Raw genomic sequence first — 26,135 nt, forward strand, 5'->3', positions numbered from 1 at the left:
CATGAGCGAACGGCCACGAATCGTGGTGACCAGGGAGATTCCCGAGCCGGCGCTGGAGATCCTGCGCGCGGCGGGCGAGGTGTGGGTTTCCGGGGCCGACCGCGCCCTCGCCCCCGGCGAGCTGCGGGAAGCGGTGGCCGGCGCGTCAGCCGTGGTGAGCATGCTCCAAGACCGCATCGACGGCGAAGTCGCGGACGCGGCCGGGGAGAACCTGCGAGTGGTGGCCAACGTCGCGGTCGGTCACGACAACCTGGACGTGGCCGGGCTGGCGGCCCGCGAGGTACTGGTGACCAACACGCCGGGGGTGCTCACCGAGGCCACCGCGGATCTCGCCTTCGGTCTGCTGCTGGCCGTCACCCGGCGGCTCGGTGAGGCCGAGCGGCTGCTGCGCGACCGCCGCCCGTGGTCCTTCCACCTGGGTTTCATGCTGGGTACCGGACTGCAGGACAAGACGCTGGGCATCGTCGGCCTCGGCCAGATCGGGCAGGCGATGGCCCGCCGCGCCCGCGCCTTCGGCCTGCGGATCGTCTACTCAGGACGGTCCCGCTCGGACGCGGAGACCGCGCTGGACGCCCGGTATCTCCCGTTCGACGAGCTGCTGTCCGAATCGGACGTGGTTTCGCTGCACTGCCCGCTGACCCCGGACACCCGGCACCTGATCGACGCGCACGCGCTGGCCGCGATGAAGCCGGGCGCGTTCCTGGTGAACACCACGCGCGGCCCGGTGGTCGACGAGCCCGCGCTGGCGGCCGCGCTGCGGGACGGGGTGATCGCCGGCGCGGCGCTGGACGTGTTCGAACGCGAGCCGGAGGTCGACCCTGGCCTGCTGGAGCTGGACAACGTAGTCCTCAGCCCGCATCTCGGCTCCGCCACCGTGGAGACCAGGACCGCGATGGCCGTGCTCGCCGCCCGCAACGTCGCCGCCGTCCTCGCCGGCTCCCCCGCCCTCACCCCGGTCCCGAGTCCGTGAAGGGCACCTTGCCTACCTTGAACGTAGGCAAGGTGCCCTTCACGGACGAACGGGAGCGGGTCAGGTTTCGTCGGTTCGCTGGAGGACGGCGAAGTTCAGCTGGCCCTGGTCGTCCTGCTGGACGTCGAGCACCTTGTCGTCGAGGAACGCGGCGGCCTGCGGTTCGAGGAAGACCTTCCCCCCGCCGTCGGTGCCGAGTACCTGGTCACCGTCTTCCGGCGCCGGTGCGACGGACAGCGCGAGCTGCGCGCCCTCCTGCTGTTCGTTCTGCACGGCGAAACGGAGGCCACCGGCCTCGTCCTGGCCCTGCTGTGCGGTCAGTGCGCTGATCGCCTCGGCGGCGGCGTCTGTCATGGCGAGCATGCTCGGCCTTCCCTTCGGTTTGCGGTCGTTGCGATCTGACCGTCCACCGTAGGGGGCCCTGCTCCGGCCCGCCGATCGGGCGGCCGGTGCGCTCGGTCACTCCGGGGTGCGGATCGTCTCGGCCACCGACCCGCCGGCCACATCCGCGTTCTGCCCGCGCACCACATCGGAAGAGCGCGGGCCGTCCAGCCGCTCGTCCGGCGCGACTTCCTCGGCGTCGGGCGGTGCGTCGTCGACAGACTCGTCGAGCTCCTGGGCCGGGGTCGCCGCGATCGGCCGCTCCGGCACGTCCTCGGGTCGCACGTCCGGCTGCTCCTCGGCCAGCTTCCGGTCCAGGCTCTCCCCCGCCCGCTGTTCCGCCGGGGTCATGCCGTAGCCGTCGGCGGCGGTCCAACGTTCGGGCGGCTCGACCCCTTCTTCCAGCGGATCGGCCTGCAGCCGGTCCTCGTCGAGGTCCTCGCTGGCGCTCAGCGCGGCCGGATCCCGCTCCACCTCGGACGCCTCGGCCATGGGTCAACCTCCCGTCTCGGTCTGCTGGTCACCCGGCAGTACCCGGGCCGCCCGGTCGCCAAACTCGCGGCCGAGACCGAGATCACCCAGGGAAGTATTCATAGTTTTGTGAAGAGTATGTAGCGTTGCGGGTATGACCACCATCCGGTGGATGCCAGGGCCGGCCCGGCCGGCACCCGCGCGAACGCACGAAGTCGGCCACCACGTCGCCTGGTACGTGCTGGCCGGCGCGATCACCACCGGGCTGCAGAGCGCGCTGTTCTTGCTCGCACAGCCGGCGTTCGGCTCCTTCGCCGCCAACCTGGCCTCGATCGCGGTGACCACCGTGGCGAACACGGAGTTCCACCGCCGGGTCACCTTCGCGGACACGCCGAGCCGCCCCGCCCGCCGCCACCTGCAGTCGGTGCTGACCTTCCTGTTCTACGCCGGCTACGGCTCGGTGGTGCTGGCCTCGCTGCACGTGCTGGACCCCGGCTACTCGGCCACCGAGGAGGCGACGGTGCTGGCCGCGGCCAGCGTGCTCGGCGGGGTCGCGCGGTTCGTGCTGCTGCGCTGGTGGGTTTTCGCCCGCACCGCCCGGTGAGCGCCGGGACCGGCGGACGGGCACCCCGGACGGCCCGCGGTTAGCCTTGGCCCGCCCTTGCCGACCGGTCAGAAAGAGCGCATGGCGGACACCGAACGCACCGAGACCGAACCGGACTACCGGTTCACGCTGGCCAACGAACGCACCTTCCTGGCCTGGATCCGCAGTGCGCTCGGCCTGCTGGCCGGCGGGGTCGCGGTGGACCAGCTGGTGCCGCTGCCGTCCGGCTCCTGGGTTCGGACCGTGCTCGCGCTGGGCTGCGTCGCGCTGGCGGCGACGCTGGCGGCGACCAGCTACCCGCGCTGGCGGCGGGTGCAGACCGCGATGCGGCGCGGCGACCCGCTGCCCCGGTCCCGGATGCTGCCGGTGCTCGCCACCGGCGTGCTGCTGATCGCGGGCTTCGCGGCGGCTCTCGTGATCGCCGGATGAGCGCCGGGTGAGCACGGCATGACGGACGGGGCGCAGCGGCAGCGGACCGGGCTGGCGTGGCAGCGGACCGCGCTGGGCGCCGCCGGGTGCACCCTGCTGCTCGCGCACGCCGCGGGGAAGCAGGACTGGGGGATCGGACTACTACCCGTAGTGTTCGGCGCAATCACCACAGTGATGCTGTCCGGGGCCGGCAGACGTCGTGAGCGAGCGCTCCGGGCCGATAATCCGACAACCCCGATTAATCGTTCCACGATTAAAGTCACGGCCGTCATGGTTGTGATGACCGTGGTTTCTGCGCTTCCGCTGCTGCGTTGAGCGATCGGATTATGCTCGAACAAGCAGTTTCGAGCATGTTCCCGAGCGTCCCGTTCCTGCGAACGGGGTATATCTAGTTGAATTCTGGACTGCGTGCTTGACGGGGCCTACGATTACGCTCAGTCGCACCGACGGCTGACCGCCCCGGATCGTTTGGAGTATCCGCCGACGGTGAATCACTGAGCGTGTACCCCGCACCGGATCCGGCCCGGGGAGTCGTGGGGAGCCGACGATGAGGAATCACGTGACACCGAGGACCGCTGACACCAGCCCCACCACCAGGTCCGAACGCGACCCGGTATCGGGTTACCTGACGCCCCAGGCGTACCCGCGCGGGCAGCGGCTCACCAAGGAGCAGCTGGCCCCGCTGGTGCGGGACGCGGCAGACCAGAACCCCGCCGCGGTGCAGGCACTGCTGCAGACCCTGATGCCGGTCGTGGTGCGGTACTGCCGCGCCAGGATGGGCGGCCGGGACCTGTCCTACCTGTCCGCGGACGACGTCGCGCAGGAGGTCTGCCTCGCCGTGCTCAAGGCGCTGCCCGCCTACCAGGACCGCGGCGGCTCCTTCCTGTACCTGGTGCACGCCATCGCCGCGAACAAGGTCGCCGACGCCTACCGCCTTGTCTCCCGCGACCGCTCCGAACCGGTGCCCGAACTGCCGGAACGGCCACTGGCCGACAACGAGCCGGAAAAGCACGCGCTCGCACTCGACCTCGGCGAACGGCTCACCGGGCTGCTGTCCTGCCTGCCCCAGCTGCAGCAGGAGATCCTCGCGCTGCGGATCGCGGTCGGCCTGTCCGCCAACGAGACCGCCGAAGCGCTCGGCATCTCACCCGGCAACGTACGGGTCACCCAACACCGCGCCATCACCAAGCTCCGCACCGTCGTCCGGCCCGACGGCGAATTCTGACCGCTCCCTTCGGCAAAGCGCTGGCGGGATCGTTCAGGCGGCGGGCAGCTGACGGCGGCGGTTGATGGCGTCGCGGCGCTCGCACTCGTCCAGCCCGCCCCAGACTCCGAACGGCTCCTCCGCGGTGAGCGCGTGGTGCCGGCACTCCACGATCACCGGGCAGCTGCGGCAGATCAGCTTCGCCCGCGCGACCCGGTCCGCGCGGGCGAACCCGCGCTCCCCGTCGGGGTGGAAGAACACCGCGCTGTCGAGGTTCCGGCAGTTCCCGTGCCGCTGCCATTCCCAGGTCTCCGCGACCGGTGTCGGCAACCTGCTGGTGTCCGCCATCGTGCCCACCTCCACAGCTCGTTCGGCACTGCCCGTCCGAAAAGGAGGTACCCAGGCCGTGGCCCGCTTACACGTCACGCGGCCAGGTGATAGACCCGTCGGGCGGTGTGCTCGAAGACCTCGGCCCGTTCGTCGTCGGACAGCCCTCCGGTGAGGGAGACCGCCGCGTCCCGCACCACCTGATAGGCGGCAGCGAGCTCGCAGACCGGCCAGTCCGAGCCGAACAGCACCCGCCGGGGCCCGAAGGAATCCAGGATGTGCTCCGCGTGCCGGCGCAGCTGCCCGACCCGCCACTGCTCCCAGTCGGCCTCGGTGACCAGACCGGAAAGCTTGCAGGCCACGTTCTCCCGGCGCGCCAGCTCGGCCAGTGCGCCGGCCCACGGCTGCCAGGGGCCGTTCGCGATCGGCGGCTTGCCGGCGTGGTCGAGCACGAACCTCAACTCCGGCAACGCATCCACGGTTGCCAGCGCGGCGGCCCACTGGTGCTGGCCGACGAGAAGGTCGTAGACCAGCCCGGCGGCGGAGACCGCGGACAGCCCGCGGCGCACCTCCGGCCGGTTCAGCCAGTCGGGGTCCGCTTCGTCCTCCACCTGGTGCCTGATCCCGACCAGCCCGCCGCGCCCGGCAAGCTCGGCCAGCCGCTCTGGCACGTCCGGCGCGGCCAGGTCCACCCAGCCGACCACCCCGGCGATCAGCGGCTCGGCGGCCGCGATGTCCAGGAACTCCCGGGTTTCCTCGGCCGAGGAGACCGTCTGCACCAGCACGGTCTCCCTGATCCCGGCCGCACCGGCGACCGCCCGCAGGTCTTCGACGGTGTAGGGGCGGCGGATCGGGGTGAGCGAGTCGGCCGCCAGCCACGGGTACGCCCGCCGTGCCGGGTCCCAGAGGTGGTGGTGTGCGTCGATCATGGGACCCGCTCCCGGATCGGTGTGCCTGCCCGCAGCAGGCCCGTTTCGATCAGCTCGGCCCACAGCGCCGGCGGCACCGGCCGCCGCGCCCGCCGGACGTTCGCGCTCACCTGCTCGGGCCTGTGCGCCCCGGCGACCACGCCGGCCACCGCCGGATGCGCCGCGGGCAGCGCGAGCGCGGCCTGCGGCAGCTCCACCCCGTGCCGTGCGCAGGCCGCCGCGATCCTCGCCGCCCGCGCGCTGAGCTCGGCCGTGGCCGGCCGGTAGTCATACATTTCTCCGGGTTCCGGAGTGGCCAGGATGCCGCCGTTGAACACCCCGGCCGCCAGCACCGGCACCCCGCGCTCTTCGCACAGCGGCAGCAGCTCGTCCAGCCCGGACTGGTCCAGCAGGGTGTAGCGGCCCGCCAGCATGACCGCGTCCAGCTCGGCCGCGCGGACGAACTCGGCGAGCATCGGACACTGGTTCATGCCCACCCCGACCGCGCCGACCACGCCCTGCTCCCGCAACTCGACCAGCGTCGGCAGCGCCTCGTCCAGCGCGGTCGCGAAGTGCTGGTCCGGATCGTGCACGTACACCAGGTCGATCCGGTCCAGTCCCAGCCTGGCCAGGCTCTCGGTGATCGAGCGCAGCACCCCGTCCCGGCTGAAGTCCCAGCGGCGCCGGTAGGCCGCCGGCACGTCGAACCCGGCGTCGTCCCGGCGACCGGCGCCGGCCGGGTCCGGCTCCAGGATCCGGCCGACCTTGGTGGACACCGTGAACTCGTCCCTCGGGCGGGACGCCAGCGCGGCACCGAGCCGCCGCTCGGACAGCCCGAGTCCGTAGTGCGGCGCGGTGTCGAAGTAGCGGATTCCCTCCGCCCAGGCGCGATCCACGGTGGCGGTGGCGTTCTCGTCGGACATCGCGTGGTAGAGGTTGCCCAGCTGCGCGCAGCCGAGACCGGACGTGAGATTCACGGTTTCTCCCAGACCAGTCCGAGGCTGCCGTCGGAGACCGAGTAGCCCTCGTCCTCGTCGAGCAGCTCGGCCATCCGCGCCTGCCAGGCCAGCTCGACCGGGTGGCCGGCCAGCTTGGCGCGCATGGCCGCGTAGTCGTCCACCTCGACCACGTGGAACAGGTCGAGCCCGTCCCGCCAGATCCGCCACGAACGCACCCCGGCCTCGGTGAGCAGGGCGTCCAGCTCGTCCGGGATCACCGCGTGCACCCGTTCGTACTCCGCTTCCCGGCCGGGTTTGAGACGGGTGTGCAGCGCGACACGCTGGGTCATTGCGGCTCCTGGGGAACGTCCATGGCAATCTGGGCGAGAAACATCCGAGGTCTGCGCAGGTTCTGGAACAGGGAGGGTCGCGTGCCGGTCACCGACGTCGCGATCGACAAGATCAAGGACATGATCATCTCGGGCGAGCTGGCGCCCGGCGACCGGCTGCCCAAGGAGGCCGAGCTGGCCCAGCGGCTCGGCCTGTCCCGCAGCTCGCTGCGGGAGGCGGTCAAGGCGCTCTGCCTGATCAGGGTGCTCGACGTGCGCCAGGGCGACGGCACGTACGTCACCAGCCTGGAGCCGCACCTGCTGCTGGACGCGATGACCTTCGTGGTGGACTTCCACCGCGACGACACCGTGCTCGACTTCCTCGCGGTACGGCGGATCCTCGAGCCCGCGGCCACCGGGCTGGCCGCGCAGCACATGAGCGAGGCGGACATCGCGGAGCTACGCGTCCTGCTCGACGAGCTGGCGGACTCCCCGACGGTCGAGGCGCTGGTCGCCAACGACCTGGCGTTCCACCGCCGGATCGCGGAGGGTTCCGGCAACCCGGTGCTCTGCTCGCTGCTGGACAGCCTGTCCGGGCCGACCGCCAGGGCCCGGATCTGGCGTGGTCTGACCCAGGAGGGCGCGGTGGCCAGAACCCGCGAGCAGCACCTCGCGATCTACGAAGCGATCGCGGCGCGCGAACCGGAGCTGGCGCGTTCCTGGGCGACCGTGCACGTGGCCGGTGTCGAGCAGTGGCTGCGCAACGCACTCGGTACCGCCGACGACCCCTCCTGAGCCGGTCATGTCTGCGGTTTCCCTCCGGTGAACCGGGCGATCATCAGTGCCACCAGGATGATGCCGCCGTAGACGGCCTGAATCCAGAACGACGGCACCTGGGCCAGCGTCAGCAGGTTCTCCACCACGGCCAGCAGCAGCACCCCGGTGAGCGCGCCGAACATGGTGCCGCGCCCACCGTCCAGCGAGATCCCGCCGATCACCGCCGCGGCGAATACGGTGAAGATCATCCCGTCGCCCTGGTTCGCGTTGATCGCGCCGACGTAGCCGGTCATCACCAGCCCGCCCAGTGCGGCGAGCACCCCGGCGACCACGAAGACCAGCCAGGAGATCCGGTTCACCCTGATCCCGGCCGCGCGGGCCGCCTCGCGGTTGCCGCCGATCGCGTACAGCGCCCGGCCGACCTTGTGGTAGCGCAGCACGAACCCGGTGATCGCGTAGGCCGCCGCGGCCAGCCACACCGACGCGGGCAGGCCGAGGAAGGTAGCGGTGGCCAGTGCGAAGAACGCCTCCGGCATGTCGAACAGGGTCTTGCCCTCGGTGGCGCCGACCAGCAGGCCGCGCAGCACGATCAGCATGGCCAGTGTCACGATGAACGCGTTCAGCTGCAGCTTGACGATCAGGAACCCGTTGAAGGTGCCGATCGCGGCGCCCACCAGCAGGATCACCAGGATGCCGACGGCCGCCGGCAGCTGCACGCCGAAACCGGCCGAGGCGGCCGGGATCACCACCAACGCGCCGAGCGCCGGCGCGATGCCCACGGTGGACTCCAGCGACAGGTCGAACTTGCCGCTGATCAGCACCAGCGACTCGCCGAGCACCACCAGCGCCAGCGCGGCCGAGGCGCCGAGGATGCTGATCAGGTTGTCCGCGGCCAGGAAGTTGTCGTTGACCAGCCCGCCGACCACGATCAGCACGGCCAGCGCGGGCAGCAGCGCCAGTTCCCGCAGCCGCGGCACCCGCCGGCGCCGCGCTGGCGACGGCGGCGCGGCCGGCGCGGTCTCGGACAGCACGGAGTTGGTCACTGTTCGACTCCTTCGATATCGGCCACCAGCTCGGCGTCCGACCAGCCGGCCGGGTGTTCGGCGACCAGCTCGCCGGCCCGCAGCACCAGCACCCGGTCGCTCGGTCGCAGGTCGTCCAGCTCGTCGCTGACGATCAGCACCGCCTTGCCCTCGGCGCGCACCCTGTCCACCACGGCGAGCAGCGCCTCCTTGGACTTCACGTCCACCCCGGCGGTCGGGTTGATCAGCACCAGCACCCGAGGGTCGCTGGCCAGCGCCCTGGCCAGCACCACTTTCTGCTGGTTGCCGCCGGAGAGCGCGGACACCGGCTGCTCCGGCCCGGCGGCCACGATGTCGTACTCGGTCACCGCCCGGCTCGCCGAGCTGAACCGCGCCGCCGGGGACGCGGTACCGGCAGGGCCCATTCTGTCCAAAATGGACATCGTCGCGTTGTCCGCTATGGACAGTCCCAGTACCAAGCCCTGATGATGCCGGTCCCGTGGCACACAACCGATCCCGGCCTTCAGCGCGGCACCGACGTCGCCGGGAGGCAGCGCCCTCCCTGCCACCTCGACCGAACCGTCGGCGGGTGCGCGCAGCCCGTAGACGGTCTCCGCGAGCTGGTGCTTGCCGCTGGCGTTGCTGCCGGCCAGCCCGAGCACTTCGCCGGCGCGGAGCCGGAAGGAGATCCCGGTGAACGAGTCCCCGGACAGCCCGTCCACGGTGAGCACGTCCGCGGCGTCCGGCGGCAGCGGGTCCCGCGCCGAGCCGTCCGCCACCGCGAGCCCGCCGCGGGCGCCGGTCATCGCGTCCACCAGCTCGGCCCGGCTCAGCTCGGCCACCGGCGCGGTGACGATGTGCCTGGCGTCGCGCAGCACGGTGACCGCCTGGCAGACCTCGTGCACCTCCTGCAGGTGGTGCGAGATGAACAGGAAGGTCACCCCGGCGGCCTGCAGCTCGCGCATCCGCCCGAACAGCCGCTCGATCGCCTGGCTGTCCAGCTGCGCGGTCGGTTCGTCGAGCACGATGAACCGCGCGCCCCGAGACAGCGCCCTGGCGATCTCCACCAGCTGGCGGTCCTCCACGGACAGCTCGCCGGCCGGCACCTCCGGGTCGACCGCGACGCCCCAACCTTCGAGCAGTTCGGCGGACTGACGGCGCAGCTTCGGCCAGCTGATCATGAACCGGCCGCCGGGCTGGCGGTTGAGGAACAGGTTCTCCGCCACGGTCAGGTGCGGGATCACCGTGGAGTGCTGGTAGACGCAGGCGACCCGGCGCTGCCAGCCCTCGCGGTCGGCCGGTGCCGGCGCGGGCAGCCCGCCGAACTCCACCGTGCCGGTGTCCGGTTTGGACAGTCCGGTGAGCAGCGAGACCAGGGTGGACTTGCCGGCCCCGTTCCGGCCGACCAGCGCGTGCGACTCGCCGGGGCGCACGGTCAGGCTCACGTCGGCCAGCGCCACGGTCGGCCCGTAGCGCTTCCCGACCCCGCTGGCCCGCACCACCGGCAGGTCCACCGCACTCATAGGTTGTTGCCCCAGAGCGCCTTGTCGTCCACGTTCGCCCTGGTCACCACCGGGGCGGGCAGCTGGTCCTCCAGAATGCCGGGCCTGCTTTCCACCACGGTGCTGTTGTGGTCGGTCGGGCCGGGCTGGAAGGTCTCCCCCGCCATCGCCTTCTTGAGCCAGTACATCCCGTACTTGGCGTAGTCGTCGGCGGGTTGGGACACCGTGGCGTCCAGCTCGCCCTTGCGGATCGCGTCCAGCTCCTGCGGGATGCCGTCGTTGCTGACCAGCACCACGTGCTTCGGGTCGCCGACCGGGAAGGACATGTTCTTGCGCTGCAAGGCCTGCAGGGTCGGTGCCAGGTAGACCCCGCCGGCCTGCATGTACACCGCCTTGAGGTCCGGGTTCGAGGTGAGCACGCCCTCCAGCCCGCTGGCCGCCTTGTCCGCCTTCCAGTCCGCGGGCACCTCGAGCACCTGCACCGCCGGGAACTTGGTCGTCATGCAGGCGCGGAAGGCTTCGGAACGCTCGCGGCCGTTGACCGAGGCCAGATCGCCCATGATCTGCACGACCTTGCCGTTGCTGACCTTCTCGCCGATGGCCTCGCAGGCCTTTACCCCGTACGCCTTGTTGTCCGCGCGCACCACCATGGCCACCTTGCCGCTCTCCGGCGCCACGTCCACCGCCACCACCGGCACGCCCTTGCGCTCGGCCTGGTTCAGCCCGGCGACCACGGCCGCCGAGTCCAGCGGGGTCACCACCATGCCCTTGACGTTCTGGTTGAGCAGGTTGTTCATGTCGGTGATCAGCTTGGTGGGGTCGCTGTTGGCGTTCACCGTCGGCAGCGCGTCCACGCCGAGTTCCTGCGCCATCTTCGGCACGTAGTTGTTGTAGGCCTGCCAGAACGGCGACGTCAGCAGCGGCACGGTCGCGCCGGCCTTGCCGCCACCGCCGCTGTTCTGCGCGGGCGCCGACGCGTCCTTGGTCGAGCCACAGCCGGAAACCGCAAGGGCGAGCACCGAAGCCGCCGCCGCGGCATTGATCAACTTCTTGCGCACCGCATCCTCCTTGATGCTTGATGCCAGCGGGTGGTCTAGTTCTTCGGGCGCGGCCGCAGCCCGTACATGCCTCCGTCCACGGCGAGCGTGCTGCCGGTGGTGGACGCGGACAGCGGGCTGGCCAAGTAGGCGATCGCGTTCGCCACCTCGTCCGCGCCGACCAGCCGCCCGATCGGCTGCCGGGCGCGCAGCGCGGCCCGTTCCGCGGCCGGATCTTCGGCCGAGTCGAGCAGCCTGCCCACCCACGGGGTGTCCACCGTGCCGGGGCAGACGCAGTTCACCCTGATCCCGTCCGCGAGGTGGTCGGTGGCCATGGCCAGGGTCAGCGCGAGCACCGCGCCCTTGCTGGCCGAGTAGAGCGCGCGGCCGGGCAGCCCGGCCCAGGCCGCGATCGAGCAGGTGTTCACGATCGCGGCCGCCTCGGAACGCCGCAGGTGCGCCAGCGCGGCCCGGCTCACCCTGGCCATGCCGACCACGTTCACGTCCAGCACCCGGTGCCACTCATCGTCGCCGTTGGCCGAAACGTCGCCCTGCGCGCCGATTCCGGCGTTGTTGACCAGCACGTCGATCCCGCCGAGTGCGTCCGCGGCGGCCGCCACCGCCGCCACCACACTCGCGTCGTCGGTGACGTCGCAGCGGAAACCGGCCAGCTCACCGGGCACCTCGGGGTTCAGGTCCAGTACCGCCACCGACGCGCCGCGCGCGGCCAGCAGCCCGGCCGTGGCCAGTCCGATACCGGAGGCACCGCCGGTGACCACCGCGTTCAGTCCGTGGAAATCCGTCAAGGGCTCGTCTCCGTCCACTCTGGACCGTCCGGGAACCGGAACCGCCGCAGCGTAGCGTCGTGCATCCGCGCGGAGAAGCCCGGAACGGTCGGGGTGAGATAGCGGCCGTCCCGCACCACGGCCGGGTCGGTGAAGTGCTCGTGCAGGTGGTCCACCCACTCGATGGCCCGGTCCTCGTCGGTGCCGGAGACCGCCACGTAGTCGAACATGGCCAGGTGCCGGACCAGTTCGCAGAGCCCGACCCCGCCCGCGTGCGGGCACACCGGCACGCCGAACTTGGCCGCCAGCAACAGGATCGCCAGATTCTCGTTCACCCCGCCGACCCGGCACGCGTCCAGCTGCAGCACCGAGATCGCGCGGGCTTGCAGCAGCTGCTTGAAAACGACCCGGTTGTGCACGTGCTCCCCGGTGGCCACCCTGATCGGCGCCAGCTCGCGCGCGATCCTGGCGTGCCCGAGCACGTCGTCCGGCGAAGTCGGCTCCTCGATCCAGTACGGGTCGTACGGCGCCAGCTCGCGCATCCAGCGCACCGCCGCGTCCACGTCCCAGCGCTGGTTCGCGTCCACCGCGATCCGCACGTCGTCGCCGACGGTCTCCCTGGCCAGCTTCATCCGGCGGACGTCGTCGGCCAGGTCGCCGCCCACCTTGAGCTTGATCATGCCGAAACCGTCCGCCACGGCCTGTTCGGCCAGGCGCACCAGCTTCGCGTCGGAGTAGCCGAGCCAGCCAGGTGACGTGGTGTACGCCCGGTACCCGGCGGCGAGCAGCCGTTCGGTGCGCTCGGCCCGGCCCGGCTCGGCCGCGCGCAGGATGTCCAGCGCCTCCTGCTCGGTGAGCGCGTCGCTGAGGTAGCGGAAGTCCACCAGCCCGGCCAGCTCCTCCGGGCTCATCTCCGCCATGAACCTCCACAGTGGACGGCCGGCCCGGCGGGCGGCGAGGTCCCATGCCGCGTTCACCACCGCGCCGACGGCCATATGCGCCACGCCCTTCTCCGGGCCGAGCCAGCGCAGCTGCGAGTCGCCGATCAGCGTGGCCGAAAGCGCGGCCAGCGCCGCCGCGTCCTCGGGCACCTCCCGCCCGACGACGTGCCCGGACAGCGACTCGATCGCGGCGGCCTGCACGTCGTTGCCCCGGCCGATAGTGAAGGTCAGCCCGTAGCCGTCCGGCCCACCGTCGGTGTGCAGCACCACGTACGCGGCCGAATAGTCCGGATCGGGGTTCATCGCGTCGGACCCGTCCAGCTCCCGCGACGTGGGGAAGCGGACGTCGAGCACCTCCATCCCGGTGATGCGCGCCATTTCAGCCCTGCTTGGTGACGGACTGGCGCTGGCGGCCGAGCCCGTCGATCTCGAGCTCCACCACGTCGCCGGCCCGCAGGTACGGTTTCGGTTCCGGCTGGCCGAGCGCCACCCCGGCCGGGGTGCCGGTGTTGATCAGGTCGCCGGGCCGCAGCACCATGAACCGGCTGACGTAGTGCACGATCTCGGCCACCCCGAAGACCATGTCCTTTGTGGACGAATCCTGCCACTTGCGGCCGTTCACCCAGAGCCGCAGGCCCAGCGCCTGCGGGTCGGCGATCTCGTCGGCCGGCCGCAGCCACGGGCCGAGCGGGTTGAAGTTCTCGCAGGACTTGCCCTTGTCCCAGGTTCCGCCGCGGTTGAGCTGGAAGTCGCGCTCGGAGACGTCGTGCGACAGCACGTAGCCGGCGACGTGGCCGAGCGCCTCCGCCGGGCTCTCCAGGTACCGCGCGGTCTTGCCGATCACCACCCCGAGTTCGACCTCCCAGTCGGTGCTGACCGAGCCGCGCGGCAGGAACACCGGGTCGTCCGGGCCGACCACCACGTCCGGCGCCTTCATGAACAGCACCGGCTCCTCGGGAATCGCGGCACCGGTCTCGGCGGCGTGCCCGCGGTAGTTCAGCCCGACGCAGACCACCTTGCCCGGCTGAGCGATCGGCGCGCCGTTCCGCGTTCCCGGCTCGACGGCCGCGGGCAGCGCACCGTCGCGCAGCGCGTCCCGTACCCGCGCGATGCCGTCCGCTGCGAGGAAAGTGCCGTCGATGTCGGCGGTCAGCGGGCTCAGGTCGTGCAGGGTCCCGCCGTCCGCGCGAACATAGGGGCGTTCACTTCCCGGGGCACCGAGGCGCAGCAACTGCACGGATGTTTCCTCTCGCCGGAGCGTTAGCAAGCAAGACATCCGATGTATATCTCATCGCCCGCCGGGAATCTAGGGGGCGGACGGGTTGTGATCGCGGAGTGATCAGCTCAGTCGATGTGCTTCTCGAAGAAGTGCTCCCCATAGGTGGCCTCCCAGAACGGCTCGACCTCCGCATAGCCGTTCTTGGCGTACAGCCCCCTGGCCTCCACCAGGTCATTCCGGGTGTCCAGCCGGAGACGGCGGATGCCGAGGGCGCGCGCCTCCCGCTCGGCGGCGCGCAGCAGCCGCGAGCCGCCGCCCTGGCCGCGCGCGGCGGCGTCGACGTACATCCGGGTCAGCGCGGCGGTGCCGGGTTCGCGCAGTCGCAGGCCGACACATCCGACCGTTCGCCCGCCGGCGGTGGCGACCAGGAACAGGCCGGTCGGCGGCACCAGGTCGTCGCTGGGCTCCTCCGCCATCGCCATGTCGACCACGGACTCGGCCACTTCGCGTTGCCAGTACCGGTTGACGATCTCGACGTAGTAGCGCCGGAGCACGGCCGCGGCCTCCGGCTGCTCGGGCCGGGCGGGGCTGATCTCCCACGCCGGGGTGGGGGTCACCGAATTGCGCACACAGCCATCCTGACCCGGCCGTCCAGCGGTTTTCAGCCCGGCAGCCGCACCCCGGCGAGCTGAGTGGCCTGCGCGACCAGCCGTCCGGTGGCGTCCCAGACGTGCGCGACCTCGTCCATCCGGTCCCCGGTCACCTCGGTAGCCGTCATCCGCACCCGCACCGGGCCCGGCGCGGGCAGCGCGCGCAGATAGGCGCTGAGCTGCACGGTCGGCGCCCAGCCCGGCAGGCCGAGCTGGTAGGACACCGGCGGCACCGGATCCAACGCGACCAGCAGGCTGAGCGGGTCCCAGTCGGTGCCGTCGGCGAGCCGCTGCCAGGTCTGGATGCACCCCGGCGCCGAGCGGGTGCCGAAGTCGGCACCGAACGAGCCGGGGTCGAGATGCTGGGTGACGACCTCCATCAGCGGCACCTTGAACTCGCCGCCGGGCGCCTCCACCGTCGCCGGCACGCAGTCCTGTTCCGGCGGCAGCTCGGGCGCGGTCAGCGCGGACCAGGCCGGAGCGTCCGCGCTGAGCGTGCCCTGGGTGATCAGTGCCTCCACGCAGGGCCGGTCGTGCTGGCTCAGCCGCGCCCTGACCTGGGTCACCCCGCGACCGGCGCGCAGGACCTCCACCTCGGCCACCGCCGGGCCGGAGTCCGGGGCGGTGCTGAACAGGCCGCTCACCGCGGTCGGCTGGGGATGCGCGGGGCCGGTCACCTCGGCGGCCGCCCTGGCCAGGATCGCGAGCAGGTACCCGCCGTGCAGCTTGGTGCCGATCGCCCACTGCGGGTCGAGCTCGGTGTCGAAAACCGCCGTCCCGGACTTCGAACCGCGCGGCACGACCGCGGTGGCCTCGGTGAAGCTTCCCATCAGCCCTCCCTTCCCTGCGATCAAGTTGACACCGTCAGGTTAACGATGTCAACCTCGTCCCATGAGCACCAGGGTCCGGGCCCGGCGCGGTGAGGGCGAGCGCCTGCGGGAGGAGATCCTGCGGGTGGCCGAGGAGCTGCTGGTCGAGTCCGGCAGCGAGGACGCGCTGACCCTGCGGGCGGTGGCGCGGCTGGCCGGGGTCACCACGCCGTCGGTGTACCTGCACTTCGCCGACAAGGAGGCGCTGGTCCAGGCGGTCTGCCTGCGGTCGTGGAACGAGCTGCGCGAACGGATGCACGCGGCCGCGGCCAGTGCCGAGGACCCGTTCCTCGCGCTCGGCCGGTGCGGGCACGCCTACGCCAGGTTCGCCCTCGACCACCCGGTGCAGTACCGGCTGCTGATGATGCGGCCGGGTAGCCCGCAGGCCTCGGCGACCTGCTTCGGGCACATGGTCGACGGCGTTTCGGCCTGCGTAAGTGCCGGTGTGCTGCGCGGCGACCCGAAGGTGCTCGCGCTCGGCCTGTGGTCGGCCCTGCACGGCTGCGTCTCACTGCTGATCGCGCAACCCGGCTTCGCCTGGCCCGAGGACCTCGACGCCTTCATCGACGACACCATCCGGATGGCGGGCCTCGGCTCCGCGCTGGCGTCCCGCCTCCCCCGCCGCACCATCCCGGCCGCCGCCACCCTCACCACCGAACTCGACACCTTCGCCGCCCGGCTCACCCACTGACGCCACCGGCCAACTCGGTGCCGCCACGAGCAAACTCGGTGCCGGGAACGGCCAACTCGCGAGTTTGCCGAACGCGGCGGTGAGTTTGCTCGTGACGACGGGTCAGCGGAGGGTCCGTTTGGCGGCGAGGGCGACCAGGCGCTGGTAGGTGGCACCGAAAACGCGCGGGAGCGCGTCGATCAGGTAGGCGTCCGCGCCGATCAGGATCTTCGGGCTGTTGCGGGCCACGCCGCGCAGGATGGTCGCGGCCGCGGCCTCCGGCGAGGTGCGCGCGATCTTGTCGAAGGCGCGCGCGAGCTCGTCGGTGTTGCGGCTCGCGGCCGCCCGCGCGTCGCGGGCGATGTTGGTCCTGATCCCGCCGGGGTGCACGCAGCTGACCCGCACCGGGCGCTTCTCGATCAGCATCTCCTGGCGCAGCGCCTCGGTGAACCCGCGGACGGCGAACTTGGTCGCGTTGTACGCGCTCTGCGACGGGACGCCGATCAAGCCGAACACGCTGGAGATGTTCACCAGGTGCCCGTCCCCGGAGGCGATCAGGTGCGGCAGGAACGCCTTGGTGCCGTTGACCACCCCGCCGAAGTTGATCCCGACGATCCAGTCGAGCTGGTCCCAGGTCATCTCGGCGACCGTGCCGGTGAGCGCGACCCCGGCGTTGTTCACCACCAGGTTGACCTTGCCGAACTCCCCGGCCACCTGCTCGGCGTGCGCCAGCACGGCCCCCCGGTCGGCCACGTCGAGCTGGTAGGACTGCACCCGCGCACCGGCCTTCTCGCAGTGCGCCGCGGTATCCGCGGCCCGCGCGGAGTCCACATCGGACAGAGCCAGCGCGGCCCCCTTCCCGGCCAGGTTCAGCGCGAGCGCCCTGCCGATGCCCGAACCGGCCCCGGTGATCACCGCGACCTTGCCGGTGAAGTCCTTCATCCGCGCGTCCCTTCGACTGGGAGATACGAGATACCGTAAGTATCTGTTACCGTCAGTACTATCGCCGCTCCCGGTACGCAGTGTCAACACACAGGAGTGACCAGGTATGACTGTGTCTAATTCAAATGAACGTTATGCACCCTTGCCGGTGCGCCCGCCGTCCGTGCGTCACCGGCATCCGGCCGCCGCGAGCCACCCTCCGGGCGGCCCCCGTCGACCAGATAGTGCATAACCCTCATGACTGCTGCACGCGAATACGACGTGGTCGTCTTCGGGGCGACCGGGTTCACCGGCGGCATGACCGCCGAGTACCTGGCCCGCGCCGCGCCACCCGGCTTTCGCTTGGCGCTGGCCGGGCGCAACCGGGGCAAGCTCGAAGCCGTGCGCGCCCGGCTGGCCGCGCTCGATCCGGCCTGCGCGGAGCTGCCGCTGCTGACCGCGGACATCACCGACCGGGACTCGATCCTGGCAGTCGCACGGGCCACCAAGGTGGTGATCACCACGGTCGGGCCGTACGCGCTGTACGGCGCGCCGCTGGTGGCGGCCTGCGCCGAGGCGGGCACCGATTACGTCGACCTGTGCGGTGAGCCGGAGTTCGTCGACCGCACCTACCTGAACCAACATGCGAAGGCGCGGTCGAGCGGGGCGCGGATCGTGCACGCCTGCGGGTTCGACTCGATCCCCTACGACCTCGGGGTGCTCTACACCGTGCGGCAGCTTCCCTCGGACGTACCGCTCCAGGTCCGCGGGCAGGTCCGCATCGGCGCGACGCTCTCCGGCGGCACCTTCGCCAGCGCCCTGACCGCAGCCGCCAGGCCGGTGGCGATGTGGCGGGCGGCGAAGGAACGCGCCAATGCCGAGCCACGCCCCGAAGGGCGCCGGGCGCGGGCACTGACCGGTAGGCCGCGTCGCGACCACGAAACCGGGCACTGGCTGGTGCCGCTGCCGAACCTGGACCCGCAGATCGTCGCGCGCTCGGCGGCCGCGCTCGAGGAGTACGGACCGGACTTCGGCTACACGCACTACGCCGCGGTCAAGCGGCTGCCGACCGTCCTCGCCGGCGCGGCGGGCGTGGCGGCCATGGCCGCCCTCGCGCAGGTCCCGCCCGTCCGCAACGCGCTGGGAAACCTGCGCAAGCCCGGCGAAGGGCCGAGCCCGGAGCGGCGGGCGCAGTCCTGGTTCGAGGTGAGGTTCGTCGGCGAGGGCGGCGGGCAGCGGGTGGTCACCGAGGTCTCCGGCGGCGACCCCGGCTACGACGAGAGCGCGAAGATGCTCGCCGAGTCGGCCCTGTGCCTGGCCGTGGACGATCTACCGGAGACGGCCGGACAGCTCACCACCGCGGTCGCCATGGGCGACGCGCTCGTCGATCGCCTGACCAAAGCCGGCATCACCTTCCGCACCCTGCCCGGCTCGTGAGTGACGGTGTCTAAGCGGGACACCCGCACCCGAGGTGTTGCCCCCAGCAACGCTTTTCACTCACGACCCTGACCGCGGGACTCGACCTGCTTGGCGACGCGCTGGGTGTAGTCGGCACGTCCGGCGGGATCGATTGACGTGAGGGCGCGGTTGTCGCCGATCAGCCGGCGACCGAGGTTCATCAGCGGTTCCGGGGTGAGCGCGGCCAGCAGGTCCCAGGCGCCGACGTAGCCGGGCACCGGGATCTCCGCCCGCCGGGTGCGGCAGCTGCGCAGCACCGCGGCGGCGATGTCCTCCGGATCCACCGTCGGCAGGCCCCCGCCCAGCGGCACCCCGGACGCCAGCCCGGTCCGCACCGCGCTGGGCAGCACCGCGCTCACGCTCACCCCGGTGCCCGCGTACTCCCGCCGGACCGCGGCGGTCAGCCCGACCGCGGCGAACTTGCTCGCGTTGTACACCGCCATCCCCGGCAACGGAATCTTGCCGGCCATGGAGGCGATGTTGACCACGTGCCCGCGGCCACGGGCGATCATCGCGGGCAGCACCAGCCGCATCCCGTGGATCGGGCCCCAGACGTTGACGTCCATCGTGGTCCGGCTGAGCGCGTCCGCCTCGGTCAGGAAGTCGCCGAGCGGCATCACCCCGGCGTTGTTCACCAGCACGTCGATCCGGCCGAACTCGGCGAGCACCGCGGAGCTGAACGCCTCGAAGGACGCCCGCGCCGAAACGTCCACTGTGTACGGACGCGTGGCCGGACCGATCGCCTTCGCGGCCTCCTCGGCTGCCGCGCGGTCCAGGTCGCCGAGGCAGACGGTCGCGCCGCGCGCCGCGAACGCCTCGGCGGTGGCGCGGCCGATCCCGCGCCCGCCGCCGGTGACCACCACGACCGCGCCGGCCAGGTCGATCGCCGGGTAACGGTGGGAGAAAGGCAGTTTCACGACACGCTCCGCTCTGCTTCCACGTCCCGGCCGACGGTGTCGACCGTGTACTCGGCGGGGTCGAACTCCCGGATCCGCGCCCGCAGCCGCCCGGTCGACCACGGCCAGTTGAAACTGTTGCGGCCGTTCTCGTCCAGGTAGTAGCTAGAGCAGCCACCGGAGTTGTAGACGGTGCCCGGCAACGCCGCCTGCACCTCGTCGTTGAACGCGTCCTGCACGTCGCGCCGCACGTCCACCTCGGTCCAGCCGTGCCGCAGGATCCGGGTGACGCCGTCCATGGCGTAGGCCAGTTGCGCCTCCAGGATCATGAACGCGGAGCTGTGCCCGGTGCCGAGGCTGGGGCCGAGCAGCAGGAAGGCGTTCGGGAACCCGGCCACCGTGGTGCCGAGGTAGGCCCGCGGGCTGCCCTGCCAGTGCTCGGCCAGGCTGCGCCCGCCCGCGTCGAACACCCGGTCCGCCACCGGCATGTCCAGGATGTGGAAGCCGGTGCCGAAGATGATGGCATCCACCTCGGCCGAGGAACCGTCCGCGCCGAGCACCCTGTTCCCTTCCACCGCGCGCACCGCGGTGGCATGAACGTCCACATTGGACTTCGTCAGCGCCGGATAGTAGCGGTTGGACATCAGCAGCCGCTTGCAGCCCAGGGTGTAGTCCGGGGTCAGCGCCGCGCGCAGCCGCGGGTCGCGCACGGTCAGCCGCAGGTGCGCCAGGCCGATCCGCTGCACCTGGCGCAGGATCCACGGCCGCCGGAAGCCGACGCCGAGCGCCTCCATCGCGCCGTATTCGACGGCCCGCAGCGCGCGCTGGGTCCGCGGGAACCGGTGCAGCAGCCGGCGTTCCACGCGCGGCACGTAGTGGTCCGGCTTGGGCAGCACCCACTGCGCGGTGCGCTGGAACAGGTGCAGCGCGGCCACCTTCGGCTGGATCTCCGGCACGAACTGGACCGCGGACGCCCCGGTGCCGACCACCGCGACCCGCTTGCCGGTCAGGTCGTACTCGTGGTTCCAGCGCGAAGAGTGGAAGACCTCGCCGCCGGAGTCACGGAAGCCGTCGAGGCCGGGCAGTTCGGGGATCTTCGGTTCGTGCCACGGCCCGGTGCCGGCGATCACGATCCGCGCGCTGAACTTCCCCTTGCTGGTCTCCAGCCGCCAGAGCTTGCCGGCGGCGTCCCACTGCGCCCGGAGCATCTCCACCCCGAACCGCAGGTGCCCCGTCACCCCGTGGCGGCGCGCGGTGTCGGCCAGATAGGCACGGATCTCCGGCTGCCCGGCGAACATCCGGGTCCACTCCGGGTTGGGCGCGAACGAGTACGAGTACAGCGCCGATGGCACGTCGCAGGCGCAGCCGGGATAGGTGTTGTCGCGCCAGGTGCCGCCCAGCTCAGCGGCCTTCTCCAGCACCGCGAACTCGGTGATCCCGGCCTGGCGGAGGCGGATCGCGGCGCCGATGCCGGAGGCGCCGGCACCGATCACCAGCACTTCGAAGTGACGTTGCTCCATACGGCCGGAGACTAGCAGTATCTCAATACCAAGGGTACCCCTAACAATGTTCAATAAAGACCGCGAGTATCCCGATACTGGCCCGATCAGCGAATAGAGTGTTCCCATGGCCAGACTCACCCGCGCCGAAAGCCAGGCGCGCACCCGCGAGCAGCTCGTCGCGACGGCCAAGGACCTGTTCCTGCGCGACGGCTACTCCGCCACGTCGCTGGAGAAGGTCGCCGACGAGGCGGGCTATTCGAAGGGCGCGGTCTACTCCAACTTCCGCAGCAAGGACGAGCTCTGCCTGGCCGCGCTGGACCGGATCCACCAGGAGCAGGCCGAGCTGATGGCCGAGTCGCTGGTCGGCGCCGAGGGGATGGACGGCCTGCTCACCGCGTTCCAAGCCTGGGCCGAACGCAGCATCGGCGACGAGGCGTGGACCGCGCTGGAGGTCGAGTTCGCCACCAACGCCCGGCACGACCCGGAGATCCGGCGGGAGCTGGCGGTACGGGACAAGGCCATCCGCGACTCCATCGCCGGGCTGCTCACCAGCTACTCCGACCGGTTCGACATCGTGCTGCCGATGTCCGCCGACGACACCGCGACCGCATTGCTCAGCCTCGGCATCGGGCTCGGCGTGCAACGCGCCATCGACCCCGGCATCCCGGTCAACGTGCTGCCCGACGTCATCCGCATCTTCGCCGGGGCCCGCAGCTACGTGACGTCCTGAGCGGACTGAACGTCACGTGTCGGCGGAGGCGCGGAGCGCGGCCTTGGCGATCTTGCCGGCCGGGGTGAGCGGCAGCTCTTCGGCGAAGCGGATCTGCCTGGGGGCCTTGTAGTCGGCAAGACGAGCCCGGCAGAACTCGATCAGCTCGGCCTCTCCCGGTGCGTCGACACCGGGCTTGGGCACCACGTAGTAGCGGCCGATCTCCCCCAGCACCGGGTCCGGCACGCCGATCCCGGCGGCCATCGCCACCGCCGGATGCGCGGTCAGCACGTTCTCCACCTCGACCGGGTACACGTTGTAGCCGCCCTGCAGGAACATCTCCTTCTTCCGGCCGCGCAGCACCAGGTGCCCGTCCGGTTCGAGCGCGACCATGTCCCCGGTGGCGAGCCAGCCGCCGGGGAGGAAGGTCTCGGCGCCTTCCCCAGCCGTGCCCCAGTAACCGGCCGCCACCCCGCCGCCGCGGAGGTGCAGCTCGCCTTCGCCGCCAGGGCCCACCTCGGTTCCGCCGCCGTCCACCACGCGGGCCTGGAAGTCGCCGATCGGCACGCCGAGCGTCCTGGACACGGTGGCCAGATCGTCCTCGGCGGCGCTGAACACGCAGCCGCCCGAGCATTCGGAGAGCCCGTACAGGTTGGTCAGCCGCGCGTCCGGGAACCGCTGGGCGATCGACGCGCACAGCGCCGGGTCCGCGTTCGACCCGCCGACCAGCGCGATCCGCACCGAGCCGAGGTCCGCCGACGCGAATTCCGGGCGGCCGAGGATCAGCGTGTACATGGTCGGCACGCCGCCGAACACCGTGACCCGGTGCCGTTCAGCGGCCGCGATCGCGGTCTCCGGGGAGAACGAGGGCATCAGCACCACCGCGGCACGGGACACCAGCGCCGCGGAGACCGTGCAGGTGAGCCCGCCGACGTGGTTCAGCGGCAGCAGGCCGAGGTACACGTCCTCGTCCCCGGTGCCAAGATGCCCGGCCTGCGCGGCGGCGGAGGCGAGCACGCTGCCGTGGGTGAGCACCGCGCCCTTGGGCGTGCCGGTGGTGCCCGAGGTGTACAGGATCACCGCCGGGGTGTCCGCCTCGACGCCCGCCTCCGCGGCGAGCACCGCGTCGGTGTCCGGCTCGGCGCGGGCCAGCTCGCTGAAGGCCGGGCCGGCAGCGGCAGCACCGCCGACGCCCTCGATGAAGAAGATGTGCTCCACGCCGGGGATGCGCTCGCGGAAGCTCGCGTAGAAGGCGGCGTAGTCGAAGTCGGCCAGTGCCGAAACGGTGACCACCGCTTTCGCCCCGGAGTGGTTGAGCATGTACTCCAGCTCGTGCTCCCGGTAGCGCACGTTCAGCGTCACCACCAGCAGCCCGATCCTGGTCGCCCCGAAGAACAGGGCCAGCCACTCGATCCCGTTCGGGGCCGCGATCGCGATCCGGTCGCCGGGGCGCAGGCCCCGGCCGAGCAGCCCGGACGCGACCCTGGTGCTCAGCCGGTCCAGATCGGCATAGGAGATTTCGCGGGAGATTTCACCCGATGGTGTGTAAATGAAGATGCGGTCGCCGTGCGTGCCGGCGGCGTCCGCGAGCTGCTGGGGGAAGGTCGCCAGCGCGGGCATCGGGTATCTCCTCCTCGTCGGCGGGCCCCGATCATCGCGGCGGGAGCGCGTGCAGTTCAACCTCTGCCAGGGCACCGTGATCGACCCGTGCCGTGAGGTAGGTGTGCCGGGGCTGACGGCGACGATCGGTCGGCGATCCGGGGTTGAGCAATCGAAGGCCGTTCGGGGCGGTGCTGTCCCACGGGATGTGGCTGTGCCCGAAGACCAGCACGTCGGCGTCCGGGTAGTCGCGGGCGCAGCGCAGCTCGCGACCTTTCGCCGGGCCGGTTTCGTGCACCACCGCCAGCCGAAGCCCGGCCAGCTCGGCGACCGCCACCTCGGGCAGCCTGGCCCGCAGGTCCGGGCCGTCGTTGTTGCCGTAGACCCCGATCACCCGCTTCGCCGCGGCCTCCAGCCGGTCCAGCAGCGCCGCCTCCACCCAATCCCCCGCGTGCACCACCACGTCCACCGAGGCGGCCAGCCGCCAGACCTCGTCCGGCAGGTCGCGCGCCCGCTTCGGCAGATGGGTGTCCGCGATGATCAGCAGTTCCACGACCGACTCAGATCGCCGCGAGGATCCGCTGCAGGAAGTCGCCGATGTGCGCGCGCAGCAACCCGGCCGCGCCCTCCGCGTCCCCCTTCTTCGCCGCGGCAAGCACCGCCTTGTGCTCGGTCCACTCCTTGCGCCAGCTCGGGTTGCTCTCCCAGCCGACGATGCTGATCAGCGCGGCCCTGTCCTTGAGGTCGTCCAGGATGCCGATCATCAGCGGGTTCCCGCAGCCGCGGTAGAGCGCGCGGTGGAAGCGCCGGTTCAGCAGGCTCAACGCGGCGTGGTCCCGCTCCGCGATAGCCGACGACGCTTCCTTCAGCGTCTCGGCCGCTTCTTCCAGCAACGCCGGGTTCTTGGCCGCCACCGAGCGGCGCACCGCCTCCGGCTCCAGCACCAGCCGCACGTCGTAGACGGACTTGGCCATTTCGGCGTCCACCGTGCAGACCGAAGCGCCCTTGTACGGGCTGAAGGTGACCAGGCCGGAGTTGGACAGCACCTTCAGCGCTTCGCGCACCGGCGTCTTCGAGACCCCGAGCCGGGCGGCGAGATCGGCCTCCACCAGCGGCTGGCCCGGCTTGAGCTCGCGGGTGAGGATGCTGCGGCGGATCTCCTCCAGCACGACCTCGGTGCGCGAGGCGGGCAGGCTGAACGTTTCCGGCATCGGCTACTCCCCCTTCGGACGGAACCGCCCTATCGTATATGAGACTTCATATTTCACACCGAGGCGGCCCGCATGAAGAACCCGGAAGACCTCCGCAGCCATCGCTGGTACGGCGGCGACGAACTGCGGAACTTCAGCCACCGCTCACGCACCAGGCAACTCGGGCTGAACCCGGAGGAGCACCTCGGCAAACCGGTGATCGGCATCCTGAACACCTGGAGCGACATCAACCCCTGCCACCAGCATCTGCGCGAACGGGCCGAACAGGTCAAACGCGGGGTCTGGCAGGCGGGCGGCTACCCGCTGGAATTCCCGGTGGCCACCCTGTCCGAGACCTTCCAGAAGCCTACGCCGATGCTCTACCGGAACCTGCTGGCGATGGAGACCGAGGAGATCCTGCGGTCCTACCCGCTCGACGGCGCGGTGCTGATGGGCGGCTGCGACAAGACCACCCCGGCGCTGCTGATGGGCGCGGCCAGCGCCGGGCTGCCGGCGCTGTTCGTGCCGGCCGGGCCGATGCTGCGCGGGCACTGGCGCGACGAGACCCTCGGCAGCGGCACCGACCTGTGGAAGTACTGGGACGACCGGCGGGCCGGCCTGATCGGCGACGCCGAGCTGGCCGAGCTGGAGAACGGACTGGCCCGCTCGCCAGGACACTGCATGACGATGGGCACCGCGTCCACGATGACCTCGGCCGCCGAGGCGATGGGGCTGACCTTGCCCGGCGCGGCCGCCATCCCCGCCGTCGACTCCGCGCACCAGCGGATGGCCGCCGCCAGCGGGGCCCGCGCGGTGGCCATGGTCTGGGAGGACCTGACCATCTCGCGGGTGCTCTGCGGCGAGGCCTACGCCGACGCGATCACCACCGTGCTCGCCCTCGGCGGCTCGACCAACGCGCTGATCCACCTCATCGCGATGGCCGGCCGCAGCGGAATCCCGTTGCGGCCCGGCGACTTCGACGCGGCGGCGCGGCGGGTCCCGGTGCTGGCGAACATCCGGCCCGGCGGTGCCTACCTGATGGAGGACTTCTACTACGCGGGCGGGTTGCGCGGGCTGCTGTCCAGGCTGACCGGCCTGCTGCACCTCGACCGGCTCACCGTTTCCGGGCGGACCTTCGGCGACACCCTGCGTGACGCTCGGGTGCACAACGACGACGTGATCCGCACGCTGGACGACCCGGTGGCGGCCGAGGCCGGGGTCGCCGTGCTGCGCGGCAACCTGGCCCCGGACGGCGCCGTGATCAAGCACCTCTCCGCCGCGCCGGACCTGTTGCGGCACACCGGACCCGCCGTGGTCTTCGAGGACTACCGCGACCTCAAGCGGCGGATCAACGACCCGGATCTGCCGGTCACCAAGGATTCGGTGCTGGTACTGCGCGGTTCCGGACCGATCGGCGGGCCGGGCATGCCCGAGTACGGCATGCTGCCGATCCCGGACCGGCTGCTGGCCAAGGGAGTGCGCGATCTGGTGCGGATCTCGGACGCGCGGATGAGCGGCACCTCCTACGGCGCCTGCGTGCTGCACGTGGCGCCGGAGTCGGCGGTCGGCGGCCCGCTCGCGCTGGTCCGCGACGGCGACCTGGTCACCCTGGACGTGCCGGGCCGGCTCCTGCGCCTGGAGGTGGAGGAGGGTGAATTGGCCAGAAGACGGGCACAGTGGGTGCAACCCGCCCGGCGTTTCGAGCGTGGTTATGGCGCGCTCTACAGCGAGCACGTCACCCAGGCGGACCTCGGCTGCGACTTCGGCTTCCTCGCGCGGACCGGAGGCAACCCGGAACCGGACCCACGGTGAGCCGCCCGTATCTTG

30 protein-coding genes are annotated in these 26,135 nt (G+C 71.4%); 10 read left to right on the forward strand and 20 right to left on the reverse strand.

All coding sequences use genetic code 11. The features are described 5' to 3' along the window. Position 1 precedes the first annotated feature (1 nt). Positions 2–970 (forward strand): 2-hydroxyacid dehydrogenase, encoded by a 969-nt coding sequence (locus tag AMYNI_RS0104165; protein ID WP_020666718.1) that lies wholly within the window; start codon positions 2–4, stop codon positions 968–970. Positions 971–1,030: 60 nt separating this feature from the next. Here the strand turns inward: AMYNI_RS0104165 and AMYNI_RS0104170 are convergent, their stop codons facing one another. Together AMYNI_RS0104170 and AMYNI_RS0104175 are read right to left on the reverse strand one after the other, a co-directional pair. Beyond that, positions 1,031–1,333 (reverse strand): iron-sulfur cluster biosynthesis family protein, encoded by a 303-nt coding sequence (locus AMYNI_RS0104170; RefSeq protein WP_020666719.1) that lies wholly within the window; start codon positions 1,331–1,333, stop codon positions 1,031–1,033. Positions 1,334–1,429: 96 nt separating this feature from the next. Further along, positions 1,430–1,843 carry a hypothetical protein gene (locus tag AMYNI_RS0104175; protein ID WP_020666720.1) on the reverse strand — a complete coding sequence of 138 codons (414 nt, stop codon included), beginning with the start codon at positions 1,841–1,843 and terminating at the stop codon, positions 1,430–1,432. A 133-nt stretch (positions 1,844–1,976) separates the two neighbouring features. On the opposite strand from AMYNI_RS0104175, the gene AMYNI_RS0104180 reads away from it, so the two are divergent. The 4 genes from AMYNI_RS0104180 (at position 1,977) to shbA (ending at position 4,080) form a co-directional block, all read left to right on the forward strand. Then, the gene (locus AMYNI_RS0104180) at positions 1,977–2,426 is read left to right on the forward strand and encodes a GtrA family protein (protein ID WP_020666721.1); all 450 of its coding nucleotides are present in this window, start codon (positions 1,977–1,979) and stop codon (positions 2,424–2,426) included. Between the two features lie 81 nt (positions 2,427–2,507). Beyond that, the gene (locus tag AMYNI_RS0104185) at positions 2,508–2,855 is read left to right on the forward strand and encodes a YidH family protein (RefSeq protein ID WP_020666722.1); all 348 of its coding nucleotides are present in this window, start codon (positions 2,508–2,510) and stop codon (positions 2,853–2,855) included. An 18-nt stretch (positions 2,856–2,873) separates the two neighbouring features. After that, positions 2,874–3,170, forward strand: coding sequence for a DUF202 domain-containing protein (locus tag AMYNI_RS0104190; protein WP_020666723.1), 297 nt, complete (start codon positions 2,874–2,876; stop codon positions 3,168–3,170). A 232-nt stretch (positions 3,171–3,402) separates the two neighbouring features. Continuing rightward, entirely contained in the window at positions 3,403–4,080 is a 678-nt protein-coding gene (shbA, locus tag AMYNI_RS0104195) for an RNA polymerase sigma factor ShbA (RefSeq protein ID WP_084628271.1), read from the forward strand. 33 nt (positions 4,081–4,113) lie between these two features. Here shbA and AMYNI_RS0104200 read toward each other — a convergent pair whose 3' ends face one another. The 4 genes from AMYNI_RS0104200 to AMYNI_RS0104215 form a co-directional block, all read right to left on the reverse strand. Continuing rightward, positions 4,114–4,407: a WhiB family transcriptional regulator gene (locus AMYNI_RS0104200; protein WP_026360041.1), complete on the reverse strand. Its 294-nt coding sequence runs from the start codon at positions 4,405–4,407 to the stop codon at positions 4,114–4,116. Positions 4,408–4,481: 74 nt separating this feature from the next. Further along, positions 4,482–5,315 carry an amidohydrolase family protein gene (locus tag AMYNI_RS0104205; RefSeq protein ID WP_020666726.1) on the reverse strand — a complete coding sequence of 278 codons (834 nt, stop codon included), beginning with the start codon at positions 5,313–5,315 and terminating at the stop codon, positions 4,482–4,484. Beyond that, complete coding sequence (locus tag AMYNI_RS0104210) at positions 5,312–6,217, reverse strand: aldo/keto reductase (RefSeq protein ID WP_051116452.1); 906 nt, start codon at positions 6,215–6,217, stop codon at positions 5,312–5,314. Before AMYNI_RS0104210 ends, AMYNI_RS0104205 begins: the two co-directional genes overlap by 4 nt. A gap of 50 nt (positions 6,218–6,267) precedes the next feature. Next, entirely contained in the window at positions 6,268–6,582 is a 315-nt protein-coding gene (locus AMYNI_RS0104215; RefSeq protein WP_020666728.1) for an L-rhamnose mutarotase, read from the reverse strand. An 81-nt stretch (positions 6,583–6,663) separates the two neighbouring features. On the opposite strand from AMYNI_RS0104215, the gene AMYNI_RS0104220 reads away from it, so the two are divergent. After that, complete coding sequence (locus AMYNI_RS0104220) at positions 6,664–7,356, forward strand: FadR/GntR family transcriptional regulator (protein WP_020666729.1); 693 nt, start codon at positions 6,664–6,666, stop codon at positions 7,354–7,356. A gap of 5 nt (positions 7,357–7,361) precedes the next feature. Here AMYNI_RS0104220 and AMYNI_RS0104225 read toward each other — a convergent pair whose 3' ends face one another. The 8 genes from AMYNI_RS0104225 to AMYNI_RS0104260 all read right to left on the reverse strand — a co-directional run bounded on the left by AMYNI_RS0104225 (position 7,362) and on the right by AMYNI_RS0104260 (position 15,324). Next, a complete protein-coding gene (locus AMYNI_RS0104225; protein ID WP_020666730.1) occupies positions 7,362–8,381 on the reverse strand; it encodes an ABC transporter permease in 1,020 nt (339 codons plus the stop codon). After that, complete coding sequence (locus AMYNI_RS0104230; RefSeq protein WP_020666731.1) at positions 8,378–9,883, reverse strand: sugar ABC transporter ATP-binding protein; 1,506 nt, start codon at positions 9,881–9,883, stop codon at positions 8,378–8,380. The genes AMYNI_RS0104225 and AMYNI_RS0104230 overlap by 4 nt, the downstream gene beginning before the upstream one ends. After that, positions 9,880–10,908 carry a sugar ABC transporter substrate-binding protein gene (locus AMYNI_RS0104235; RefSeq protein ID WP_026360042.1) on the reverse strand — a complete coding sequence of 343 codons (1,029 nt, stop codon included), beginning with the start codon at positions 10,906–10,908 and terminating at the stop codon, positions 9,880–9,882. The genes AMYNI_RS0104230 and AMYNI_RS0104235 overlap by 4 nt, the downstream gene beginning before the upstream one ends. A gap of 47 nt (positions 10,909–10,955) precedes the next feature. Continuing rightward, positions 10,956–11,705 (reverse strand): SDR family NAD(P)-dependent oxidoreductase, encoded by a 750-nt coding sequence (locus AMYNI_RS0104240; RefSeq protein WP_020666733.1) that lies wholly within the window; start codon positions 11,703–11,705, stop codon positions 10,956–10,958. Further along, positions 11,702–13,003, reverse strand: coding sequence for an enolase C-terminal domain-like protein (locus tag AMYNI_RS0104245; RefSeq protein WP_020666734.1), 1,302 nt, complete (start codon positions 13,001–13,003; stop codon positions 11,702–11,704). The genes AMYNI_RS0104240 and AMYNI_RS0104245 overlap by 4 nt, the downstream gene beginning before the upstream one ends. 1 nt (position 13,004) lies before the next feature. Further along, on the reverse strand, positions 13,005–13,862 hold the full coding sequence (locus tag AMYNI_RS0104250) for a fumarylacetoacetate hydrolase family protein (RefSeq protein WP_020666735.1): 858 nt from the start codon (positions 13,860–13,862) through the stop codon (positions 13,005–13,007). Positions 13,863–13,969: 107 nt separating this feature from the next. Beyond that, the gene (locus AMYNI_RS0104255; protein ID WP_020666736.1) at positions 13,970–14,473 is read right to left on the reverse strand and encodes a GNAT family N-acetyltransferase; all 504 of its coding nucleotides are present in this window, start codon (positions 14,471–14,473) and stop codon (positions 13,970–13,972) included. A gap of 32 nt (positions 14,474–14,505) precedes the next feature. Beyond that, on the reverse strand, positions 14,506–15,324 hold the full coding sequence (locus AMYNI_RS0104260) for a thioesterase family protein (protein ID WP_020666737.1): 819 nt from the start codon (positions 15,322–15,324) through the stop codon (positions 14,506–14,508). Positions 15,325–15,385: 61 nt separating this feature from the next. Here AMYNI_RS0104260 and AMYNI_RS0104265 point away from each other — a divergent pair, with 61 nt between their 5' ends. Beyond that, entirely contained in the window at positions 15,386–16,054 is a 669-nt protein-coding gene (locus tag AMYNI_RS0104265) for a TetR/AcrR family transcriptional regulator (RefSeq protein ID WP_020666738.1), read from the forward strand. Positions 16,055–16,156: 102 nt separating this feature from the next. On the opposite strand, the gene AMYNI_RS0104270 is transcribed toward AMYNI_RS0104265, so the two are convergent. Beyond that, a complete protein-coding gene (locus AMYNI_RS0104270; RefSeq protein ID WP_020666739.1) occupies positions 16,157–16,975 on the reverse strand; it encodes an SDR family NAD(P)-dependent oxidoreductase in 819 nt (272 codons plus the stop codon). A 237-nt stretch (positions 16,976–17,212) separates the two neighbouring features. Here AMYNI_RS0104270 and AMYNI_RS0104275 point away from each other — a divergent pair, with 237 nt between their 5' ends. Beyond that, a complete protein-coding gene (locus AMYNI_RS0104275) occupies positions 17,213–18,391 on the forward strand; it encodes a saccharopine dehydrogenase family protein (protein ID WP_026360043.1) in 1,179 nt (392 codons plus the stop codon). A 56-nt stretch (positions 18,392–18,447) separates the two neighbouring features. On the opposite strand, the gene AMYNI_RS0104280 is transcribed toward AMYNI_RS0104275, so the two are convergent. Next, a complete protein-coding gene (locus tag AMYNI_RS0104280; RefSeq protein ID WP_020666741.1) occupies positions 18,448–19,329 on the reverse strand; it encodes an SDR family oxidoreductase in 882 nt (293 codons plus the stop codon). Further along, positions 19,326–20,828, reverse strand: coding sequence for a flavin-containing monooxygenase (locus AMYNI_RS0104285; protein ID WP_020666742.1), 1,503 nt, complete (start codon positions 20,826–20,828; stop codon positions 19,326–19,328). The genes AMYNI_RS0104280 and AMYNI_RS0104285 overlap by 4 nt, the downstream gene beginning before the upstream one ends. Positions 20,829–20,934: 106 nt before the next feature. Between AMYNI_RS0104285 and AMYNI_RS0104290 the strand changes: the two genes are divergently transcribed. Next, the gene (locus AMYNI_RS0104290; RefSeq protein ID WP_020666743.1) at positions 20,935–21,540 is read left to right on the forward strand and encodes a TetR/AcrR family transcriptional regulator; all 606 of its coding nucleotides are present in this window, start codon (positions 20,935–20,937) and stop codon (positions 21,538–21,540) included. A gap of 12 nt (positions 21,541–21,552) precedes the next feature. Here AMYNI_RS0104290 and AMYNI_RS43570 read toward each other — a convergent pair whose 3' ends face one another. The 3 genes from AMYNI_RS43570 to AMYNI_RS0104305 are packed head-to-tail and all read right to left on the reverse strand — an operon-like array spanning position 21,553 to position 24,329. Further along, the gene (locus AMYNI_RS43570) at positions 21,553–23,139 is read right to left on the reverse strand and encodes a class I adenylate-forming enzyme family protein (protein ID WP_020666744.1); all 1,587 of its coding nucleotides are present in this window, start codon (positions 23,137–23,139) and stop codon (positions 21,553–21,555) included. A gap of 31 nt (positions 23,140–23,170) precedes the next feature. Beyond that, positions 23,171–23,671 carry a metallophosphoesterase family protein gene (locus AMYNI_RS0104300; RefSeq protein ID WP_020666745.1) on the reverse strand — a complete coding sequence of 167 codons (501 nt, stop codon included), beginning with the start codon at positions 23,669–23,671 and terminating at the stop codon, positions 23,171–23,173. Between the two features lie 7 nt (positions 23,672–23,678). Next, the gene (locus AMYNI_RS0104305; protein WP_020666746.1) at positions 23,679–24,329 is read right to left on the reverse strand and encodes a GntR family transcriptional regulator; all 651 of its coding nucleotides are present in this window, start codon (positions 24,327–24,329) and stop codon (positions 23,679–23,681) included. 72 nt (positions 24,330–24,401) lie between these two features. Between AMYNI_RS0104305 and araD the strand changes: the two genes are divergently transcribed. After that, positions 24,402–26,120 (forward strand): L-arabinonate dehydratase, encoded by a 1,719-nt coding sequence (gene araD, locus AMYNI_RS0104310; RefSeq protein WP_020666747.1) that lies wholly within the window; start codon positions 24,402–24,404, stop codon positions 26,118–26,120. Positions 26,121–26,135 lie beyond the last annotated feature (15 nt).

The organism is Amycolatopsis nigrescens CSC17Ta-90 (genome assembly GCF_000384315.1).
Classification (GTDB): domain Bacteria; phylum Actinomycetota; class Actinomycetes; order Mycobacteriales; family Pseudonocardiaceae; genus Amycolatopsis; species Amycolatopsis nigrescens.

Bases quoted from the DNA above. Each gene is read 5' to 3' on its own strand.
- AMYNI_RS0104260 (WP_020666737.1), bottom strand. From the start codon at position 15,324: ATGGGAAGCTTCACCGAGGCCACCGCGGTCGTGCCGCGCGGTTCGAAG.
- AMYNI_RS0104210 (WP_051116452.1), bottom strand. From the start codon at position 6,217: ATGTCCGACGAGAACGCCACCGCCACCGTGGATCGCGCCTGGGCGGAG.
- AMYNI_RS0104265 (WP_020666738.1), top strand. From the start codon at position 15,386: ATGAGCACCAGGGTCCGGGCCCGGCGCGGTGAGGGCGAGCGCCTGCGG.
- AMYNI_RS0104185 (WP_020666722.1), top strand. From the start codon at position 2,508: ATGGCGGACACCGAACGCACCGAGACCGAACCGGACTACCGGTTCACG.
- AMYNI_RS0104205 (WP_020666726.1), bottom strand. From the start codon at position 5,315: ATGATCGACGCACACCACCACCTCTGGGACCCGGCACGGCGGGCGTAC.
- AMYNI_RS0104305 (WP_020666746.1), bottom strand. From the start codon at position 24,329: ATGCCGGAAACGTTCAGCCTGCCCGCCTCGCGCACCGAGGTCGTGCTG.
- AMYNI_RS0104285 (WP_020666742.1), bottom strand. From the start codon at position 20,828: ATGGAGCAACGTCACTTCGAAGTGCTGGTGATCGGTGCCGGCGCCTCC.
- AMYNI_RS0104165 (WP_020666718.1), top strand. From the start codon at position 2: ATGAGCGAACGGCCACGAATCGTGGTGACCAGGGAGATTCCCGAGCCG.
- araD (WP_020666747.1), top strand. From the start codon at position 24,402: ATGAAGAACCCGGAAGACCTCCGCAGCCATCGCTGGTACGGCGGCGAC.
- AMYNI_RS0104270 (WP_020666739.1), bottom strand. From the start codon at position 16,975: ATGAAGGACTTCACCGGCAAGGTCGCGGTGATCACCGGGGCCGGTTCG.
- AMYNI_RS0104275 (WP_026360043.1), top strand. From the start codon at position 17,213: ATGACTGCTGCACGCGAATACGACGTGGTCGTCTTCGGGGCGACCGGG.
- AMYNI_RS0104180 (WP_020666721.1), top strand. From the start codon at position 1,977: ATGACCACCATCCGGTGGATGCCAGGGCCGGCCCGGCCGGCACCCGCG.
- AMYNI_RS0104190 (WP_020666723.1), top strand. From the start codon at position 2,874: ATGACGGACGGGGCGCAGCGGCAGCGGACCGGGCTGGCGTGGCAGCGG.
- AMYNI_RS0104290 (WP_020666743.1), top strand. From the start codon at position 20,935: ATGGCCAGACTCACCCGCGCCGAAAGCCAGGCGCGCACCCGCGAGCAG.
- AMYNI_RS0104200 (WP_026360041.1), bottom strand. From the start codon at position 4,407: ATGGCGGACACCAGCAGGTTGCCGACACCGGTCGCGGAGACCTGGGAA.
- AMYNI_RS0104215 (WP_020666728.1), bottom strand. From the start codon at position 6,582: ATGACCCAGCGTGTCGCGCTGCACACCCGTCTCAAACCCGGCCGGGAA.
- AMYNI_RS0104175 (WP_020666720.1), bottom strand. From the start codon at position 1,843: ATGGCCGAGGCGTCCGAGGTGGAGCGGGATCCGGCCGCGCTGAGCGCC.
- AMYNI_RS43570 (WP_020666744.1), bottom strand. From the start codon at position 23,139: ATGCCCGCGCTGGCGACCTTCCCCCAGCAGCTCGCGGACGCCGCCGGC.
- AMYNI_RS0104230 (WP_020666731.1), bottom strand. From the start codon at position 9,883: ATGAGTGCGGTGGACCTGCCGGTGGTGCGGGCCAGCGGGGTCGGGAAG.
- AMYNI_RS0104170 (WP_020666719.1), bottom strand. From the start codon at position 1,333: ATGCTCGCCATGACAGACGCCGCCGCCGAGGCGATCAGCGCACTGACC.
- AMYNI_RS0104245 (WP_020666734.1), bottom strand. From the start codon at position 13,003: ATGGCGCGCATCACCGGGATGGAGGTGCTCGACGTCCGCTTCCCCACG.
- shbA (WP_084628271.1), top strand. From the start codon at position 3,403: ATGAGGAATCACGTGACACCGAGGACCGCTGACACCAGCCCCACCACC.